This window comes from Paenibacillus sp. J22R56 (assembly GCF_056269375.1).
This window is the reverse complement of record NZ_JBWDNV010000002.1, coordinates 229,060-243,956: the sequence shown is the minus strand read 5'-3', so window position 1 is coordinate 243,956 and position 14,897 is coordinate 229,060. Positions and strand designations below refer to the sequence as shown.

Annotated in this window: 13 protein-coding genes and 1 other RNA gene; 1 reads left to right on the top strand and 13 read right to left on the bottom strand. The window is 46.9% G+C overall.

Features of this window, described 5'->3' with window-relative positions; all coding sequences use genetic code 11:
• Window positions 1-17: 17 nt before the first annotated feature.
• The 5 genes from AC0YNT_RS04900 to AC0YNT_RS04880 form a co-directional block, all read right to left on the bottom strand.
• Window positions 18-2,267 (bottom strand): alpha/beta hydrolase, encoded by a 2,250-nt coding sequence (locus tag AC0YNT_RS04900; RefSeq protein WP_475803591.1) that lies wholly within the window; start codon window positions 2,265-2,267, stop codon window positions 18-20.
• On the bottom strand, window positions 2,252-3,046 hold the full coding sequence (locus tag AC0YNT_RS04895) for an ABC transporter ATP-binding protein (RefSeq protein ID WP_475803590.1): 795 nt from the start codon (window positions 3,044-3,046) through the stop codon (window positions 2,252-2,254). The genes AC0YNT_RS04900 and AC0YNT_RS04895 overlap by 16 nt, the downstream gene beginning before the upstream one ends.
• A gap of 141 nt (window positions 3,047-3,187) precedes the next feature.
• Window positions 3,188-3,634 (bottom strand): hypothetical protein, encoded by a 447-nt coding sequence (locus tag AC0YNT_RS04890; RefSeq protein ID WP_167272539.1) that lies wholly within the window; start codon window positions 3,632-3,634, stop codon window positions 3,188-3,190.
• 6 nt (window positions 3,635-3,640) lie between these two features.
• Window positions 3,641-3,847, bottom strand: coding sequence for a DUF1540 domain-containing protein (locus AC0YNT_RS04885; protein WP_167272536.1), 207 nt, complete (start codon window positions 3,845-3,847; stop codon window positions 3,641-3,643).
• 54 nt (window positions 3,848-3,901) lie between these two features.
• Window positions 3,902-4,402 (bottom strand): YpuI family protein, encoded by a 501-nt coding sequence (locus AC0YNT_RS04880; protein WP_091188870.1) that lies wholly within the window; start codon window positions 4,400-4,402, stop codon window positions 3,902-3,904.
• Between the two features lie 188 nt (window positions 4,403-4,590).
• On the opposite strand from AC0YNT_RS04880, the gene AC0YNT_RS04875 reads away from it, so the two are divergent.
• On the top strand, window positions 4,591-6,444 hold the full coding sequence (locus AC0YNT_RS04875) for a S8 family peptidase (RefSeq protein WP_475803589.1): 1,854 nt from the start codon (window positions 4,591-4,593) through the stop codon (window positions 6,442-6,444).
• Between the two features lie 720 nt (window positions 6,445-7,164).
• Here AC0YNT_RS04875 and rnpB read toward each other — a convergent pair.
• The 8 genes from rnpB to AC0YNT_RS04835 form a co-directional block, all read right to left on the bottom strand.
• An RNA gene (rnpB, locus tag AC0YNT_RS04870) (RNase P RNA component class A) lies at window positions 7,165-7,570 on the bottom strand.
• Between the two features lie 64 nt (window positions 7,571-7,634).
• Window positions 7,635-8,756 carry a Nif3-like dinuclear metal center hexameric protein gene (locus tag AC0YNT_RS04865; protein ID WP_475803588.1) on the bottom strand — a complete coding sequence of 374 codons (1,122 nt, stop codon included), beginning with the start codon at window positions 8,754-8,756 and terminating at the stop codon, window positions 7,635-7,637.
• Window positions 8,723-9,511, bottom strand: a complete 789-nt coding sequence (locus AC0YNT_RS04860) for a tRNA (adenine(22)-N(1))-methyltransferase (RefSeq protein WP_475803587.1) — start codon at window positions 9,509-9,511, stop codon at window positions 8,723-8,725. Before AC0YNT_RS04860 ends, AC0YNT_RS04865 begins: the two co-directional genes overlap by 34 nt.
• On the bottom strand, window positions 9,511-10,350 hold the full coding sequence (locus AC0YNT_RS04855) for a hypothetical protein (RefSeq protein WP_475803586.1): 840 nt from the start codon (window positions 10,348-10,350) through the stop codon (window positions 9,511-9,513). The genes AC0YNT_RS04860 and AC0YNT_RS04855 overlap by 1 nt, the downstream gene beginning before the upstream one ends.
• Before the next feature lie 89 nt (window positions 10,351-10,439).
• Window positions 10,440-11,576 carry an RNA polymerase sigma factor RpoD gene (gene rpoD / locus AC0YNT_RS04850; protein WP_167272506.1) on the bottom strand — a complete coding sequence of 379 codons (1,137 nt, stop codon included), beginning with the start codon at window positions 11,574-11,576 and terminating at the stop codon, window positions 10,440-10,442.
• Between the two features lie 31 nt (window positions 11,577-11,607).
• Window positions 11,608-13,446 carry a DNA primase gene (dnaG, locus tag AC0YNT_RS04845; RefSeq protein ID WP_475803585.1) on the bottom strand — a complete coding sequence of 613 codons (1,839 nt, stop codon included), beginning with the start codon at window positions 13,444-13,446 and terminating at the stop codon, window positions 11,608-11,610.
• A 41-nt stretch (window positions 13,447-13,487) separates the two neighbouring features.
• Window positions 13,488-13,958 (bottom strand): YaiI/YqxD family protein, encoded by a 471-nt coding sequence (locus AC0YNT_RS04840; protein WP_167272500.1) that lies wholly within the window; start codon window positions 13,956-13,958, stop codon window positions 13,488-13,490.
• Between the two features lie 82 nt (window positions 13,959-14,040).
• A complete protein-coding gene (locus AC0YNT_RS04835) occupies window positions 14,041-14,853 on the bottom strand; it encodes a pyruvate, water dikinase regulatory protein (RefSeq protein WP_475803584.1) in 813 nt (270 codons plus the stop codon).
• Window positions 14,854-14,897 lie beyond the last annotated feature (44 nt).

Genomic DNA, 14,897 nt, shown 5'->3' with positions numbered 1-14,897 from the left:
AGGAGCCCTTTGTTTGTTTATTGCGATATACCAATGTCATCCAGCATGATTTTCCCCGGTCCACCGATGAAGCGGAAAGTAATCGAGCTAATGGATATATCCTCATTCGTATTAGCTTGAACGAAATCCGCCAGTGGAAGCCGGTAGGTCTGAAACACAGATTCTGTCGCATGCTTATATTTTCCGCCTTTTATCGACTTTTCCAGCCATGGAATAATCGTATAGGTCGTTTGGAACGGTTGCTGAACAGGCATATACTTAGCAAGCGGCACACTCATACTTTCTCCGTCTTCCGCGTTCAATGTGATTTCTATTTGTGGTGATGACTCCTGATTAGCAGGATCAAGCTGCGAAGCCATATTAGCCATTGAGAAAGCTAGTACCTGGTTCCCTTGAGCGGCAGAAAGCAATGAAAATGGCTTTGCTAATGATAACGTATAAGAGCTGTCATCCAGCCATTCCATCTGTGCACCAACGGTTCCCTTGTTATTATGGTCGCGGTCTTTCACATCCAGCTCATCCCAGGATTTCAGATTGTCAGCTTCAAGCTTCCCGCCTTTAGGCAGTGTTGTCTTATTATGATCCTCATCAAACCTTGCAATCATATCGAATGACGAATCCTCATACCGCGTCACGTAAGCAGTTGAATCCGGCAGCCATTGCATCCCTGTTCGATAGTCCTGCAGGAGAGGAACATAGTCGGTTTGATGATGCAGCGTGGTTTCAAGAAAAGCGGCCACGTATACTTTCGCAACCTGCTGCTGCTCCTCGGCTTTCATCATTCCTCGCTGGCTTAGGAACAGTCCGCCCGGCGGACGTTCATCCATCGTGCCCCATTCCGTATTAAAGCGGCTGTGGTTCGCTTCGGACAAATAAACGGATGCTTTGCGGTAACCGGAATCTGCGGTGAAGCTTGTACGAATATACTGCCGATCCCCGTAAAAATCATTCACATCGCCGTCCCTAGCTCCCTGTAATGTCAAATAGTTAACATCGGTCAGCTTCGCCGTTGTACTGTCGATCGACTTATCCGTTGGAGCAAGTGCGATTACCGTTTGGATTTGCACCTCATTATTCTTGAAGCTATCAAGCGTTTGGTCTTTGGCAAACCAAGTGTCCCAATCGGCTGCCATCGCAACCGCCTGACCACCTCTAGAATGACCAAGAAGGGCTACATTCGTAAAATCAACTCGATTATAGAAAGCACTATTTGGCATTTCACTAAAACTCTGAATTTGCTGTATGTGCTTGAGCAGCAACCAAGCGCGCACCTTGAAGTCATTATCCGGGATGCCCGACCAAGTGGAATAGTTTAAGAAATTCTCGTCAACAGATATAGCGATGAATCCTCTGCTCGCAAGCAGTTGACCCAAATAATCGTATCCGGCATCCGAGAAGTCTTCCATAAGATGATTGCCATGCACCATAAGCACGAGAGGAAAAGGACCTTCCCCTTCCGGCATCCATACCCGGCCGTTTAACGGCAGGTTTCCTTCATCAAAACCCCAGAACATCTCTTTCATCCAATACCAATGCTTAATGTAATCGGACGCATCAACCGAGTTCGAGATCAGATCCGCCTTTTCCCTATAGGCTTGACGCTGTTTATCCGAACCACTTCCATAGGTGAAAAAGGAATAATCATAATTACCCGGCTGGCCGGGATTATCGGCGTCTATCAAAGCTGAAGTATCTGCATCCTCAGCATCTGCAAAGGCTGATGCAGCAACATCTCTGCTGCTCAGTGGTTCTAATAACCAAATGAAACTTCCAATAATAAGGACTGCAGCTAAGAACGAACCACCAATGATCCTAAGCCGTGATCGGCTGAACCAACCAATCAACACACCTGCAATAGCGCCAATCACTGTGTAAATAGCGGCACAAATGATCGAATTCCATAATTCGAAATCAGAATAAGACAGAATATAATAACATTCAAATCCAACATAGAGTAGAAAACCTGCAAATAAACGCGGAACCAGAACATGCAGCAGAGATAAAATAATCGCTAACAATTGTGACACAACAAGCAGAGCTAATGCATTAGCCAATACAAATGCACCAATATCAACAGCTGTCCCGAATCCAGTCGGCATGCCTAAAGCGGCTGTTGTAATTGCAGCAGAGCCAAACAACAGTAATCCTGCAGAGCCTGCCCGCCAGAGCGGCCCGTCATACTCCAGCCTTCGTGTGAATCGATTGCGAAGCCAACTTGCAAGCCTTCTTCTTCTAGGTGCGGGCTGCTGGATTAGTTCGAGTTCCATAACGACTCCGATTCCTTCACGAATAGCCAATTCCGTCCATCACGGCGCTCAATCTCAACAGGAACATCAAAGAATCGACTCATTCGTTCAGAGGTTAATACCTCTTGAGTAGCTCCTGCTGCAAAAACCTCACCTTGCTTGATAAGCATAGTGTGGCTAAAGCAAGGCAATATTTCCTCAACATGATGAGTTACATATATAATAGTAGGTCCATTAACAGCCACTTTATGAATCATGGACAACAGCTGTTCTCTTGCAAATACATCAAGTCCCGTACATGGCTCGTCCAATATAAGCAGCTTCGGCTCCGCCATTAAGGCTCTCGCAATCAAGACTCGCTGCCGTTCACCCTGGGACATCGTATCATACGTACGCTCCGCTAAATAAGCGCAGCCTAGATTCGTTAATAAGGAAAGAGCTTTGTCTCGATCCTCTTCATTTGTTTGATCATATAGTCCAATGGTGGCAAACTTGCCGCTAAGGACGATACTTAATGCTTTCTCGCTCCCATAAAGCTTTTGCTGAAGCGATGTGCTGACCCAGCCGATACTTTTGCGCAGCTCACGCAGATCGTATTCGCCGAACTTTTTGCCCAGCACTGAGATTTGCCCGCTAGTGGGCCATATATAACCATTTATCATATTAAGAAGCGTTGTTTTTCCCGATCCATTAAGGCCTAGCAGGCACCAGTGTTCATTCGGTCGAACCTGCCAGTTGATATTATTCAGAACTTGTTTATCACTACGTTCCCAGCCTGCTTGCTGAATATCAATAATCATTCGTCTTCCCCTCCCATACATCTATAAATTATAGGTAAAATCGGGCAGAGGGGCAATCCAAAGTTATTGTCATTCCTAATGCTCGTACCCATATGTAACAAAAAAAGCCTTAGCGGCAAATAACCGCCAAGGCTTTTAAGCTTACGTTACTGCGTAATAAAAGGGAACAATGACTAATGAAAGCAATACGGCGATCAGGCCAAGCGCCATTGCCCAGCTGCCAAGCGCTTTTGCACCTTGGCGATAGGCAATAAAGCCAAGCACTGCTGAAGTTATGCCCAGCACCACTGGCCATAAGAACCATGACGCTGCCGCGAATACTAGCGCTACCCAGCCAAGTGCCGTACCTCCGGCCTCTACTGTTGCTGCAGCCTCTTCAATACTCTGCTCTCTTGGTACATAAGAGACGGGACTGCCGACAGCGAAATCCGCTGCCATTTCTTCATGAATATTGTTCACATTGTTTTCATTTGCCCACTCTTCCACTTTACCGCCATTTAAGTCAGGCATTGCATTTGGAGCGGACACTTCGTATTGCGGATAATCGTTCTTATGACGATCCGTGATCTTTACGCCTCTTTGATCCATTCCCCGTCACTCCTTTGGTTTAAAAGTGTGGCAGCAGGTAGCGGACGATTCTGACGCTTGGTCTTGATGATACAGTCCAAGGTCATCAGCCGCGAATTCCTCATTGAAATCCGCATGCTGATCGATATCAATGGAAATGGCATTCGCATTGCAATTGTTGCCGTCTCGCCAGAAGCTACAATTCGATACGCTGCAAGATACACCTTTCGGCATAAAAAAATCACCTCCGATATCAAGTTTCCCTGATCGAAAGTGATTCATTCCGTCCTATTTTTGCCCCTGCATACGGCGCTGGGTCATGTAGTCATTCTCGTAATAAGCCAGCTCATCGCGCAGCTCTTCATAAATTTTGGATACGCTGAGGACGATATCACGTGCTTCACGTACCGGCTTAAAGCGGAAACGGATTGCATCTTGTCCAGTGTATGCATAACGACCGTCTTCCGAATAACATTCATTCTTCGGATAGAAGAAGGCGTTCACGCACTGATGGTAAACATCGTATAACGCGCGTTCAGCAAAATCGTTATCGAAATTTGGCCGTCTGAGCAATACTCCCAGTTTTTCAACCGAGACTTCAGAGAAGACCAACAAATGTCTCAAGTCAGACAATAGGCCTTTATAAAACGTTTGTGCTTCATCACCAGTTTCTTCGCCGATTAATTGGTTCAGCGAATACTGGTTAAGAAACGATTCCAATTGATTAATTGCATCTTTTAACTTTGTACGCGATGTTTCACTAAGCGACTTCGCATTGGTCGATGGCATAAGGTAGTTCCCCTTTCTTCTACTACAACAAAAAAAACTAAGGCACCGACAATATGATACCACAAATTACTTAGTTGTGGTACTGGCGTTTCAGACAATGTTATGCGCATATTTTCGTGCTGTCGATGTGCACCCTATCCATTAGTGTGACAACTACGCTGGCTTAACGATGGAGGGACGTTGGAATAATGAATGCGAAAAAATGGATTGGTCTTTGTGCCATTATAGCACTGGTAGCCATTGTTGTACCTGCAGGACGATACATTTTCCCAGATCGGAATACTCCTGCTCCGCAGTCTAAAGGGTTCTCAGTCGAGCAGGAAAAAACGCTCAAAATCAAAACCTTAAATAAAGATATGGATGCCACTTCCCTGTTATGCACAACCGAATGCAGCAAGGAATTCCATAAGCTGATGGCTGGCGGCAATGCTAAAAGCAACAACCCGACAGACAGAATCACTCATATGATGAATATGCACAAACACATGTCCTACATCAGTTGGATAAACGGCAATCGAAGCGTGGAGCGTGGAGCCTTGCCGGATAAGAAAGCAGCAAGCTTTGTTGCTCAAGCAAAAGCTAAGGTAAAAGCCGGCAATTCCTATCAATCAGAACCATTCGTCAGCGATACAGGCAGCCGCTATATGGTATTAGGTGTTCCTAGCGGCAAAAACAATGGCATTGGTGTTGTTGGTGTCATCAATCAGAACATTGTCATGCAGGTGGAGCGTCATCAGAAAAGAAATCTCCGCCTCGTTCCGTATCCATCCGAAGGCAATTATCGGATTGAATCGGTCGAGCCCGGCTCCAACCGCGAGACAACCGTCCATAATGGTGAAGATAATGGTAATGCCAGCCACTATCATGTTCGAGACGTCGTTGTTCATTTCCAGAACAAGTTGACAGATAAACAGTTGGATCAAATCAAACAAAAAATCAATGCGCAAAACATCCAGCAAATCGGAGACACTTACGTCTTCCGTTCCAAAGACATGGATGCCGATAAAATGGTTCACTATTTCCAAAAATCTTGGAAAACAGAATACGTTGAGCCTCATTACCTCTATATGACGAATGAGACAACAAATGATGCAGACGTAATTACTCCAAACGATGCCCTCTATTCCCAGTACCAATGGAACCTGCCTTCAATTGAAACGGAAAAAGGCTGGGGCTTATCGAAAGGGAATGACAAAGTCATCGTAGCCATTCTAGACACTGGCGTACAAGCGGACCACCCTGATTTGAAAGGGAAGCTGCTTGATGGTACCAACATTGTGGATGCTAATGCTGCTCCAAATGATGACGTTGGACATGGCACTCATGTTGCCGGCATTATTGGTGCTTCCGTTAACAATGGCGAAGGAGTTGCAGGTATCTCCTGGTATAACAAAATTATGCCGGTTAAAGTACTCGATAGCAGCGGTGCAGGCTCCACCTACTCTGTTGCACAAGGTATTATCTGGGCAACTGACCATGGCGCAAAAGTTATCAATATGAGCCTTGGCAACTATGCGCAGGCGGAATTCCTTCATGATGCCATTAAGTATGCTTACGATCATGATGTGGTTATGGTTGCAGCAAGCGGCAATGATAACACGGATCGCCCTGGATACCCAGCAGCCTATCCAGAAGTATTCGCAGTTGCAGCTACTGATGCAAGCAATAACAAAGCTTCCTTCTCGAACTTTGGCGACTACATCGACGTAGCAGCGCCAGGCGACAGCATTGCAAGCACCTACCCTGGCAGCCAATATGCCGCTTTGTCAGGTACATCAATGGCCAGCCCTCATGTGGCCGCATTAGCAGGCTTGATCCGCTCGATCAACCCTGCTCTAAATAATGAAGAAGTGATGGAAATTATGCGCAAATCAGCAGTTGATCTTGGCAATAAAGGCAAAGATAACTACTTCGGCTATGGCCTGATCGACGTCGATAAAGCTCTGAAGGCGGCTTCCAACTACACAACCGCCCTTCAAAACTTCCCAAGCCAAACCGAACGCCGGCTGGAGGCAATTAGCCGGAAGTATGGTAACGGGTAACGGATCGGATCTTGAATGACGGACAGTATGTTCTTCCAGCCGCTGTTTTTCGCTCATTTCTTGAATTAAATTTGAAAGGTTGAAATGAGCTCAAAAAGGCGGACGTAAACTCTTCCAGAACATACTTGCCCAACCCATAATAAAAAAGTAAAAACAAGCATCCTTGGCATTTGCCGAGGATGCTTGTTTTTTGTTAAGTCTTTCCCCTGGTGGAAGTAACGGGGGGAGCTAAGTTGTATTTTTTGCAGGATATTTACTGCCTTCAGCCCACGTTGTAGGAATGCAGTATAATTGCCCAATTAGAGGCCAGTGGTGCGAAGGAGGCTGAATATACTGCAGATTATGCAATATAAGGTGCTACATAGGGCTCTCGAGCCTGAATTTTTTGTATTTAAGCTTGTCGCAAGTCAGCAGAGCAGAGCGGATACGAAACGGTATGGCTCTTTCGAGCTGGCGCGGGGGGAAAGGGTCTATAAGACCCCGCTCTCCCCTATTATTGAGGAATTTACAAACCAGCAGCCTTGGCATGAGCCAAGGCTGCTGGTTTGTTGTTTGGGGTTAGATGGCGGGTAAGGTAAGGGGTAACTCTTTCCGGTCGCCTTTGTCCGAAGGACAACAGCGCCCGGAGAGAGTTACCCCGTCCGCCCCCGATCCATCCCAGCACCAAAACAACAAAAAAGCTTCCCAGCAAATGCCAGGAAGCGTGATTTGTATTCCGTTGCGGAAAGTTTGCCGTAAGCCGGGTTCTGTACTTCCAAGTGGTCATAACGGGAACGACCCTCCCACGACGAAGCGACAATCATCTATCTAGGCCATCCATTGCTGAACAGCTCAAGCAACCAACCCGAACGAGCCTCGGGCTAAGGCTGCAGCTCGAAGCTGCTACGTTCTCTCGGTCTTGCTCCAAGTGGGGTTTACCAGGAATATAGTCACCCATACTCCTCGTGGTCTCTTACACCACGGTTCCACCCTTGCCTGTGCCGGCATAAGCCGGCCATCGGCGGTCCATTTCTGTGGCACTATCCTTCAGCTCGCGCTGACTGGACGTTATCCAGCACCCTGCCCTGTGGAGCCCGGACTTTCCTCTCGCGGCAACAAGGCCGCCAGCGATTGTCTGTCAAACTTTCCGATGCACGACTAAGTATACAAGGTATTACACAAAAGCTCAACCTGTTTTATCAAGCCAAATGCTACACAAATCGGAAAGGCTCCGTATTGATGGAGGAATGAACAGCTTTTGTCTCATATTTCCGAGCAGCAAGCTGTTCCGTCAGCCATTCCGCTACACGTTGTTTCATAATTTTCTCGACATTATGACCCGGATCAATAATGGACAATCCATCAGCTAAAGCATCATGTGCCGTATGGTAATCAATATCACCAGTAATAAGCACATCAGCTCCAGCAAACTGAGCATGACGGGTATATCGTCCGCCAGAGCCGCCTAATACCGCAGCTTTCTTAATGATCCGATTTGGATCACCAACAAGACGGACATAAGGAACTTCGAATACTTCCTTCACCTTTTCCGCTAATTCGCCAAGCGTGACAGGAGACTCAAGCTTGCCGCTGCGACCAAGACCAAACGAACGGCCCTTCAAATCCACCGCATACAAATCATATGCCACTTCCTCGTACGGATGTGCCTTCAGCATCGCCTGTACAACTTTGCGGTGAACGCTATGCGGAACAATGGTTTCGATGCGGATTTCTTTGGCCTTCTCCAATACTCCCTGTTTTCCGATGAATGGATTGGTTCCTTCACCTGGAAGGAATGTCCCCGTCCCTTCGATGTTAAAGCTGCAATGGCTGTAATCTCCGATGTGACCCGCACCTGCATTAAACAACGCTTGAAGTACCTTCTCATGATGATCCTCAGGTACAAATACGACCAGCTTGAACAGCTTATCTGTATGTACCTCCTCCAGACACTGACGACCTTCTGTCTTGATGCCAACGAGATCAGCCATCCAGTCATTAATTCCGCCATCAGCAACGTCAAGGTTCGTATGCGATATGTATACAGCGATGTCATGTTTGATCAGCTTCTCGTACAGCTTGCCTGCTGGTGTAGCCGTATCCAGCTTCGCCAATGGACGATAGATAATGGCATGATGCGCGATTATGAGTTCGGCGCCGGCCTCAATTGCTTCATTAACGACTTCATCCGTTACATCCAATGCAACAACGACTTTACGGATTTCTTTATTTAAGGTGCCAAGCTGCAATCCAATTTTGTCATTCTCAACCGCATAATGCTTGGGAGCAAGCTGCTCCATTATTTGGACGACGGTTTGCCCGTTTGCAAACATTGAAGCACCTCCTCAATTACACTCATTTCCTCACGGAACTGCTTCTTTTTAAGTTCCGCCTGTTCAAGATCCGATTGCGACATTTGAGCCACGATCTTTCCAAGCTTATCGAGCTCAAACTGCCATTTCTTGAAAAAGACTTCTTTGGGCTCCCGAAGCAGATGAGGACCCATTTTTTCTAAAATAGCCGCCCCTTTCTCTTGATGGGTAGGCAGCGTCAGGAACGATGCATCATAAACTTCAGCATTCCGCTTCAGCACTTCTACTTCCTCATATTTAAAAGCATGAAGTACTTCATAGATTTTATCGTCTTCTTCCAGAATCGTCTCTTCTGCAAGCAGCCAGCCGCGTTTGAGCAGCCAGCTTCTCACGAACTCTTCGCCTACGTTTGGCTGAAGCACAAGCTCTTTAACTCCATCCAGCTTACCAGCTAAATAGCCTTCCTCCAGAATGCCGCTCATTAAGCTGCCGCCCATGCCGGCAATAGTAACGGTGTCCGCTTCTCCGGGCTGAAGGACGGAAAGGCCATCCCCGCGGCGAACTTGAAGCTTACTCGTTAATCCAGCATCGGCTGTCTGTTTACGTGCAGCCTCGAAGGGACCAGGATTAAGCTCACCAGCAATGGCCGATGGAACTCGCTTCGATTGAATCAAATAGACCGGAAGCAGCGCATGATCAGAACCAATATCAGCTACACGTGAACCGGGTGTCACAAATTCTGCAATCGTCTGCAGACGTTTCGAAAGTTTCAACATTAAGCAACCCACACCATCCAATTTTTTCGCATAAAGAATAATAATCCGCCGCCTGCCGCAATCTTAATCAGCAATTGAAGATGAAGCTGCAGCATAACCGGCTCGTTCCATACAAGCATTACATACAATTCAGGCATGAACCAAACGATCGCACATGCCGCAAATAACACCATAGCTGAAGGTTTGGACCATCGGTGCACAAACCAGCTGCTCCAGCCAAAGAGGATAGAAAGCGGCATCCAATAAAGCTGAGACTCATACCAGTCGGGCGAACTTGTGAATTTAGCCAATAACCATGCATATACCATTATGCCCGCTAACCAACCACATAGATGCAGCAGCTGCATTCGTGCCGTGATTCCATAGATGACCCAGAATAACGCGCATAAGCCAAGCATAGCTGCTTTCCAGCCCCACTCGGTTAGTTCATGCTGCTGCAAAATGTATAGCCCGGCACCTAGCATAAGCACCATGCCTGCACCCGTAACAGCAAGACCTGCAGCCTCATGACGACGGCGAAGACGGGTGCCCAACCAGAGCAAGCAAGCGACGCCAACAGCCGTAACCCCAATTTGCAATAGCGGATGAAAAACGTTAAAATAAAGCACAACAAAGGAAATAAAGGTAAAAAAACCAAATGTAAGGAGCCAATGCTTGCCGGAGGCATGCTGTACAGCCATCACTGCTTTGGCTATCGAATGAGTAGATTCACGCTTCGTTTCCCGATCATGATCCATATACAAGTTAAGCAGAAAATCACAATATTGATCCGGCAGCATCTTGCCTCTGCGCCAGTGTTCAATTTCTCTAACGATAATCTGACGTCGCTCTTCATTCATATGCCTGATGTTGTCCTCTCAAGGTACAATATGATCAATTGGAAAAAAAGACCTTGCTGCAAGGAGCAGAAAGGTCGTTTATCGATCATTTATTCTAAGAAATCTTTAAGCCGTTTGCTGCGGCTTGGATGACGAAGCTTGCGCAATGCTTTCGCTTCAATCTGACGAATCCGTTCACGAGTTACGCCGAATACTTTACCCACTTCTTCGAGTGTACGTGTACGACCGTCATCAAGTCCAAAGCGAAGACGAAGAACATTCTCTTCACGTTCAGTGAGCGTATCAAGAACATCTTCCAGTTGCTCTTTGAGCAGCTCATAAGCCGCTGCATCGGCAGGCGCCAGTGCTTCCTGGTCTTCAATGAAGTCACCCAGATGCGAATCGTCTTCTTCACCAATTGGTGTTTCCAGCGATACTGGCTCTTGTGCGATCTTCATGATTTCTCTAACTTTATCCGTGCTAAGCTCCATCTCAGCCGCAATTTCTTCCGGCGTTGGTTCGCGCCCCAGCTCTTGAAGGAGCTGTCTCGAGACCCGAATAAGCTTGTTAATTGTCTCCACCATATGAACCGGGATCCGAATGGTACGCGCTTGGTCAGCGATCGCACGTGTAATTGCTTGGCGAATCCACCATGTTGCATACGTACTGAATTTAAAGCCCTTTTGATGGTCGAACTTTTCTACTGCTTTGATAAGACCCATGTTGCCCTCTTGAATCAAATCAAGGAACAGCATACCACGGCCGACATAACGTTTTGCAATACTGACAACGAGTCGAAGGTTTGCTTCAGCAAGTCTGCGCTTTGCTTCCTCATCGCCGTTCTCAATCCGTCTTGCCAACTCAATCTCATCATCCGCAGAAAGAAGCGGAACACGGCCAATCTCCTTCAAATACATCCGCACTGGATCATTGATCTTAATACCAGGTGGCAGTGCCAGATCATCATCGAAGTTGAAATCCTCACCTTGTTCCCGTTCTTGCTCTTCACCGCGGTTAAGCGGATCACGATCACGTTCATCGTTTTCGTTTAATACCTCAATACCTAAATCGTCGAGCTGTTCGAAAAACTCATCAATTTGTTCCGGATCTTGATCAAACGGAGATAATTTCTCCATAATCTCTTTATAAGTTAGGGAAGCTCTCTTTTTCCCCTGTTCGATCAATTGATCCTTCACTAAATCAAGTTTTTGTTCGGCATCTAGTTCAGTATGCTGATCATTCGCCATATTCCGACTCCCTCCTCCCTAGAACCGATCGTCAATTCGATCCTTTTAGCAGTCTCTCTAGGGTTATAATCTCACTTAACATTTGCGCAGCGAGCAGATGATCTCCGGCGCGTTCCGCCTTTACCATTTCTTCTTTTTTTCGGTCGACTTCCCGGAACTTAGGAACCTTGATTATGTCCAGTATATCGGCATCCAAAATGGCATCGTCAAAAGGAAAATCTCCGTCCATCATTAGAATGGCTGCTGCTGTTCTCTCCAGACGTTCGTCTTGGAGTGATGCAATAAACCGTCCGGCATCCGGATCATAGCCCTGCGCATAAAAAGCGTATAAATAAGCAGCAAGCGCTGCGTGATCCTCAATATTGAACGCGTCCCCCAGTTTTTCATGAACAGTCTGCGCTACATCTCTGTCGCGCATCATGACATGAAGCAGCCGACGCTCCACATACGTATATGCGGGCTTCAGCGCAGGAGGCCCCGATCTTCGGCGATTTTCATTCCTACCATTATTCCACGAATTGTCGTTATTATCCCTTCCGGGTTTCTTTTTTTGCAATTCCTGATGCTTAATAAGACAATCCTGCTTCAATACTTCTAATGGGAAATCAAATTCGCGTGAAAGCTCCTGCAGATAAACTTCGCGTTCAATAGCGGAATCAAGCTCTGCCACAATTCCAGCGGCTTCAAGCAAGTAATTTTTTCGGCCTTCTTCTTTTAGCAGTATATGGTTTTTTCTTGAATATATAAGTCTAAATTTTGTAGTGGTGACAGGCTGATCAATGGCTTCACGAAGGAAGGCTTCCGGACCATATTCGGTGATGTATTCATCCGGGTCTTTCCCCCTTGGCAGCATGGACACCATAACTCTAAGTCCAGCTCCTTCAAGCATCGGAATGGATTTCATTGCAGCAGCTTGTCCCGCTTCATCGCCGTCATAGCACACCACAATTTCTTCCGCCTGCCGGGCAAGTATCGTACAATGATCATCGGTTAAAGCCGTTCCCATTGTCGCGATCCCATTCTTAACGCCAGCACTCCAAGATTTAATAACATCCATATACCCTTCGAATAAAACGACTTGCTTGCTCTTGCGGATGGCAGGTCGCGCATGATGCAGATTGTATAGCGTACGGCTTTTCGTAAACAGCATCGTCTCCGGAGAGTTCAAGTATTTCGGCTGGCCTTCTCCGATAATACGTCCTGCAAATGCCGTTACCTTACCGTCTCGATCCCAGATCGGAAATATAATTCGTCCCCGAAACCGGTCTACATATCCACTTCCGTCTGACTTGGCAGATAAGAGCCCGCCTTTCTCCATTAAGGAGGGATCGAAATTCCTTGCCGATAGAAATCGGCTTAACGTATCCCACTGTTCCGGTGCATAACCAATCATAAAATGATTGATCAGCTTGTCCCCGAGCCCCCGGTCACGCAAATAGTCTTTCGCCACACGGCCATGCTGCGTGTTGTTCAGCAAGTAGTTGTACAACTTAGCAGTCAGCTCATGAGCCTCAAGTACTGCGCTTCGATCCGTATCTGCAGCTGTAGGCTTAGCGCCCTCCGGATTAGCCCAAGTAACCGGTATGCCTGCTTGCTCAGCCAGTACGCGAACCGCTTCTGGAAAGGTATAACTTTCAATTTCCTCCACGAACCGGATTACGTTGCCTGTCTTGCCGCAGCCATAACAATGGAAAATTTGAAGTTCCGGCGTAACCGTAAATGAAGGTGTCTTCTCCGAATGGAATGGACACAGCCCCTTCATATATTTGCCGTTCTTAGTAAGATGAACGTATTTGCTCACCGTATCTACGATGTCATGATGACGGCGTACCGCCTCAATAACGTCATCCGGTATTTTACCGTAGGTCATTATCCATCACCTTCATCCTAATGACACGTAAATAATATTCGCTAAATGTCATGTTTCTCCTGCAAGATTGCTAAAACTTTTGTCAACTTTTGTTGAAAACGCTCCCGATCCTCGTTACTCATTGCTTTTGGGCCCTTCGTTTTACCTCCTGCACGCCTCCTTTTTGCTAATTCATGACGCCGTTCCATCAAATAATCGATGTTCTCGTCCGAATATTGTTCGCCGCGTGGAGATAAGACGATGGCTCCCTTCCCGATCGCAATACAGGCGAGGCCGAAATCTTGGGTAATGACAATATCGCCTTTGGTAATATGATTCACAATGTACAGATCGACGGATTGATCGCTTCGATCCACCTGTACAACGGATACACCCTCTTCAGGCACAAGACGGTGATCGTAAGAGGAGACCATAACGACCGGTACACGACTGCTGCGGGCAGCCCGAGCAATCTCTGTTTTGACGGGACAAGCGTCGCCGTCAACGACGATTGTCGGTTGATTTTGCTCCAATCAAGCATCACCGCTCACTTCTATATTTCAATTACCGTACTATTATATACGTCAAGACTTTAAAAAAATCCTGCATGAACCGTTAAATACCGCGAAAATGCTCCATAATTAGACTCGCTGTCTCTTCGACTGCCCGATGTGAGACGTCAATGACGACGCATCCAAGCTGTTTCATAATCACTTCAGCGTATTCAAGCTCCTTCAAGATTCGATCCTCTGCCGCATACGAAGCACTGTTCGGCAAGCCTAGAGCCTTCAGCCGCTCTTTCCGTATGGTGTTCAAATACGGTACACCTATCGTTAAGCCGACGATCCGTTCAGCAGGGACATTAAACAATTCCTTCGGCGGCTTCAGCTCAGGGACGAGCGGGATATTGGCGACTTTGTATTTCTGATGTGCGAGATACATTGATAATGGTGTCTTTGAGGTTCGCGATACACCAATCAGGATAATGTCTGCCTTTAGCACACCGGACGGGTCTTTCGCATCATCATAACGGACAGCAAATTCGACAGCATCCACTTTACGGAAATAATCCGCATCAAGCACATGGTTGAGACCAGGTTCTTGACGCGAATGACGACCTGTTTGCCGCTCCAGACTTTCAATCAAAGAGCCAAGCAAATCAATAGCTTCTACCTCATGCTCCCTAGCTAAGCTCTTCATCGCATCCCGCAAATGAGGGATAACAAGTGTATACAGCACAATGGCGCCGGACAGCTTCGCCTGCAAAACAAAACGTTCCAAGGTAGGAACATCCATCACGAATGGTGCGCGACGGATGTCAGTTTGAACCGGATGGAACTGCGCAACCGCAGCCCGCACAACGAGCTCGCCGGTATCGCCAGCAGCATCAGATACAACATAAATTATGACTTCCGCTGAATTGGGCATTAATCATCATCCTTCTTTCCATGTTCTTCAGGACTGACGAAAAA

Excerpts from the sequence above, each read along its gene's own strand:
- AC0YNT_RS04900 (WP_475803591.1), bottom strand. The coding sequence starts at position 2,267 with ATGGAACTCGAACTAATCCAGCAGCCCGCACCTAGAAGAAGAAGGCTT.
- AC0YNT_RS04895 (WP_475803590.1), bottom strand. The coding sequence starts at position 3,046 with ATGATTATTGATATTCAGCAAGCAGGCTGGGAACGTAGTGATAAACAA.
- AC0YNT_RS04890 (WP_167272539.1), bottom strand. The coding sequence starts at position 3,634 with ATGGATCAAAGAGGCGTAAAGATCACGGATCGTCATAAGAACGATTAT.
- AC0YNT_RS04885 (WP_167272536.1), bottom strand. The coding sequence starts at position 3,847 with ATGCCGAAAGGTGTATCTTGCAGCGTATCGAATTGTAGCTTCTGGCGA.
- AC0YNT_RS04880 (WP_091188870.1), bottom strand. The coding sequence starts at position 4,402 with ATGCCATCGACCAATGCGAAGTCGCTTAGTGAAACATCGCGTACAAAG.
- AC0YNT_RS04875 (WP_475803589.1), top strand. The coding sequence starts at position 4,591 with ATGAATGCGAAAAAATGGATTGGTCTTTGTGCCATTATAGCACTGGTA.
- AC0YNT_RS04865 (WP_475803588.1), bottom strand. The coding sequence starts at position 8,756 with ATGTTTGCAAACGGGCAAACCGTCGTCCAAATAATGGAGCAGCTTGCT.
- AC0YNT_RS04860 (WP_475803587.1), bottom strand. The coding sequence starts at position 9,511 with ATGTTGAAACTTTCGAAACGTCTGCAGACGATTGCAGAATTTGTGACA.
- AC0YNT_RS04855 (WP_475803586.1), bottom strand. The coding sequence starts at position 10,350 with ATGAATGAAGAGCGACGTCAGATTATCGTTAGAGAAATTGAACACTGG.
- rpoD (WP_167272506.1), bottom strand. The coding sequence starts at position 11,576 with ATGGCGAATGATCAGCATACTGAACTAGATGCCGAACAAAAACTTGAT.
- dnaG (WP_475803585.1), bottom strand. The coding sequence starts at position 13,446 with ATGACCTACGGTAAAATACCGGATGACGTTATTGAGGCGGTACGCCGT.
- AC0YNT_RS04835 (WP_475803584.1), bottom strand. The coding sequence starts at position 14,853 with ATGCCCAATTCAGCGGAAGTCATAATTTATGTTGTATCTGATGCTGCT.